At 71.2% G+C, this 3,962-nt stretch carries 2 protein-coding genes; one reads left to right on the top strand and one right to left on the bottom strand.

All coding sequences use genetic code 11. From position 1 onward, the window contains the following. The first annotated feature begins 262 nt into the window (after positions 1 to 262). Positions 263 to 934, top strand: coding sequence for a Flp pilus assembly protein CpaB (cpaB, locus tag IEY93_RS35310; protein ID WP_189167526.1), 672 nt, complete (start codon positions 263 to 265; stop codon positions 932 to 934). 156 nt (positions 935 to 1,090) lie between these two features. On the opposite strand, the gene IEY93_RS35305 is transcribed toward cpaB, so the two are convergent. Then, positions 1,091 to 2,176 (bottom strand): D-alanyl-D-alanine carboxypeptidase family protein, encoded by a 1,086-nt coding sequence (locus IEY93_RS35305; RefSeq protein ID WP_229691735.1) that lies wholly within the window; start codon positions 2,174 to 2,176, stop codon positions 1,091 to 1,093. Positions 2,177 to 3,962: the final 1,786 nt, after the last annotated feature.

Raw genomic sequence — 3,962 nt, 5'->3', positions numbered from 1 at the left:
ACCCCGCCGAGCACGACTCCACACTCCAGCCATGTGCCAAATGTGATCAGCACCGGCCCGGCGGGTCGCGGTACGGCGATACCGGCGGCGACTACGGCGTTACGTTCGTGGTCAGCCAATTGCCGCAAACCACCCTCGCCCCCGCCACGGCCGCGTCACTCTCTCCCGCTCCACGACCATCCTCCAGAGCGCGGCCGGCGGACCGGTACGGCTATGGCCGCCCGGCGAGGACCTGCCATTACTCCACCCCTAGGAGGCGGTCATGCGCGCTGCGCACCTTCGCGCCGTCCGGCTGTTCAACCGGCGGCGCCGGCTCGTGGCCGTCGTGCTCGCGGCGCTGGCCACCGCGTGCGTCGGCCTCGCCGTACGCCCGGCCCCCACTGTCGCTGTGCTGGCGGCGGCCCGCGACCTGCACGCGGGCCCCCTGGCCCCGTCCGACCTCGCCGCCGTCCGCCTGCCCGAGGAGGCCGTCCCCGACGGCGCCCTCCGTCCGGGAGCCCGGGTGGCCGGCCGCGTCCTCGCCACCCCCGCCCGCCGGGGCGAGCCCATCACCGACCTGCGTATGCTCGGGCCGGCGCTGGTCGACGCCTACGGCCCCGGCCTGCTAGCAGCACCCATCCGCGTCACGGACGCCGCGGCCGCCCGCCTGCTCCGCCCCGGTGACGTCATCGACGTGATCGCCTCGGCCTCCCCGAGCTGGGACGACGCGCCACCGGCCGCCGGCGCCGCTCCGTACCCGCGCGCGGCGACGGTCGCGCAGGCGGTCACCGTGATCGCCCTGCCCCGCGCCGCGTCATCGGACAGTCCCGAGGCCGCCATGACCGAGAGTGGCGCCCTGGTCGTCCTGGCCGCCACTCCCGACCAGGCCACCCGCCTGGCCCAAGCCGGTACGACCGCACAACTCTCGATCACCATCCACGGCAACCACAACTGACGGCCGAGCGGAGCCTGCGAAGCACCACCTGCCGAGACCACGCGGCTGGGCACCATTTGCCGAGCAAGCGTGGGAAAGCACCACCGAAATCCCAGACACCTGGCGGGACTAGGAGATCGACTACCGACCAACGAGCGCGGGCAGGAGGCGTGCCTCCTACAGCAGGGACCCCAGCTTCGGGTCGTACTCCCAGTGCCAGGGCTCGAAGGGGCTGCTGTACGCCCAGGCGGGGTGGATCCAGCCGAACCTCTTGCCGTTGGCCTCCAACCAGTTGAACTGCACCGAACGGAACACCTGGACGCCTCCGCACAGGTCCACCGCCAAGCCGAGGCCGTGGTTGCTGCGCCCCGGCACGGCCGCGAACCCCGGCCTGCGGTAGAAGATCGACTGCTGCTGCGCGAGGTTGCGATAGCTGTCGGTCACGCATATCGGCTTGCCGAACTGCTTCCGGTACGCCTCGCTGAGCGCCACGAAGGCGATCGCCGCGTCGGCCCTCAGCTCTCGTCCCCGCTGCTGGAGCGGGCACAGGACGTCCTCGGGAAGCAGCCCGTTCGGGTACTGCTCGGCGGAGCCGATCCGCGTCGGGTCGCAGGCCGCGCCCGAGCGGCCACCTCGGTTGACCCGCACGCCGAGCTTCACGAGCGTCTGCGACAGCGCCTTGACCACAGTCGCCGAGCGCTTCCGCAGCGTGTCGATCTCCACGCTGAGCTGGGCCTCGACCAGCAGCTTCGTCGCCCGCAGCTCCTGCGCCTCAGCGGCCAGCTTCTGCTCCTGCTGGTACAGCCGCCCGGCGTCGGCGAGGATCTCGTCCCGCCCGGACACCAGATAGGTCATGTCGCTCAACGCCCGCAGGCTCGCGTCGTCGTCGCCGTTCATGAACGGCGCCATGTCTCCGCCCGAAGGTTCCTGGTAGAGCGACTGCACCAGGTCGGCGAGCGGCTGGCGCACCTTGGCCAGTTCGAGATTCGCCGTGCGCAACTGCTCAAGCTTGACCTTGAGGTCCTTGTCGGCCTTCGCCAAGGTCGCCTGTCGCTTCTCCAGCGCCTTGGTGGCGTCGGCGAGCGCCTGGGATGCCTTCTCGGCCTCCCGGCGCAGCTCTGTCAGGTTGGTCGGATCGGGTTTCCGGTCAGTCGTCCCGTGCGTGACCGATCGCGCGTGCGCCGTACCGGGCGACGTCAGGCCGAGCATGGAGACCATCGCCAGGAGGACCGCGACCAGGCCCGCCGATCGAGGAGATGGCACGTGTAGGACCCCTCCATTTGCGAACTTGTGACCTGCGCCCGCACGCACGTTACTACAGCCGGATGAGTGCCCGGGGCCGAGTCGCAAGAGCCGTTACGCACGGATCACGGCATTTATGCCACTCCCCCACCCACCAGCCCTCACCTTCACTCGCTGCGCCCCCACTCTCCCGACAGAGCACCGCCCTCCCCTCCCCGCCAACCGTCCCTCCCCCGCCGAGGGCCGTCACAGACCGCCCTCCACGAAGCCCGACGCCTCTCACCCCTACCTCGAGCCGCCGAAGGACCTCCGAGACACCGAAGCAAGCCCCAGCACGCAACAAAGGCCCCACGCACGAGTCCGCAAACCTGGGCCTTCACCACCCGACCGAGCGGCCCGACCACCGTCACGCTGCCGACAACCACGCGATCAGCGCCACACCCACCAAATGAGCCGAAACAGCCCCTCACACTCCGGCCATCACCATCACCCGACCAGCCGACCAGCACTCTGAACCGCACGCCCCTACTCGAACGGCCCCCACGCTCCCGGCCGGCCGGCCACGCAATCGGCACCCACACATCCCCGACCAAGCGAAATGGCCATCAGGCTCCAGGCATTACCATCACCGGCCAGCGGTCACGCGACCGAAGAGTCGCATCCCGGAATGTCCTGAACTCCCATACCGGAGAAGCCCCTCCTCCGGCGGGCCCACCAATCCGGTGGCCCTGCAACCGTCTCCGCGCTCCGCCACGCCCCCGGCGTCACGTGCGCAGAGCTACCTTCCCGGGGAGAAACGGCCCTCCGCTCGTTCCCCCCAGACCGCCATTCGCCTGACGGCTCCGGGTCAGGCTCACCCGCCGACGTACCCCACGAGCCGTCCCCCGCCGACGCCCCTCGTTCCCCCCTGCGAGCCGACGCCCCGCTGCCCTGTACGTCTTCGGCGGCCGCGGCCTGCTGCCCGCCCCGCCTCGCCGCCTCCACTTTCCCTCCCGGCGCCGACGGTACCGACGACGGGTGAACACCGACTCGGTGCCGCCGGGCAACCGCCGATGTCCCCGCGCCTACCCGCTTCGCCTCTCCCTTCGGGATCCCCGGCCTCCGCGGCGTCCGCACACCGCGCAACGCCACCGGCACCTGCGGCACTCGCCCCGCCCGCTCAGCCCGCCGACCGTGCCCGTCCCCCATCCCGGATCGCTCAGCGCCCCGCGCCTTCCCCACCGGTGCCGTCCCCGGCCGAGCCGCAACGCCGACCTCTTCCGGACCTCGCCCCGCACACCGTTCCGACCGCCCTTCGCCCACGCGCTGTCCGTCGGCGAGGTCAGCCGCGGCACACCCGAGCTCGGCTGCCCCAGCGACCCGGGACAGCCCCAGTGCCGGGGCAAGGCCCTGGTACTCGAAGTCGGGATGCGGCGGCGCCGGTACCGGAGTGCGGAACAACATGACAGGGGCATCACGCCACCGCTCCGCCGCCTTGATCTTCGCCGCCCGCCGTCCACCGCTGCGCGCCTGCTGCTCGTAGCCCGTAACCTCGGCGATCAGAAGCCCTACCGCGAAGATGGCCGGCGCCACCATGGCCAGCACCAGGATCGCGGGCCGGACACCCCGGCCCCTCTGCACACGCTTACGTCGTTGACCGGTCACGCTGTGCGACGGTAGTCACCGTCCGTCATGGAACGTTGGCGGCATGTCAGCCCTTTACCGCCGCACACCGCACACATGGAAGACCACCGCAAAGCCGAGCCCCCTCCACGGCACACAGACCGCCGCCACTTCGGTACGCTTACCCCAGATCCCGCCTCCGTAG

The sequence above is a fragment of the Sphaerisporangium melleum genome, assembly GCF_014646695.1.
In the GTDB taxonomy this organism is placed as follows: Bacteria; Actinomycetota; Actinomycetes; order Streptosporangiales; family Streptosporangiaceae; genus Sphaerisporangium; species Sphaerisporangium melleum.
The sequence above is the reverse complement of the archived record's forward strand: the minus strand, read 5'-3'. Positions and strand labels throughout refer to the sequence as shown.

Bases quoted from the DNA above. Each gene is read 5' to 3' on its own strand.
- cpaB (WP_189167526.1), top strand. From the start codon at position 263: ATGCGCGCTGCGCACCTTCGCGCCGTCCGGCTGTTCAACCGGCGGCGC.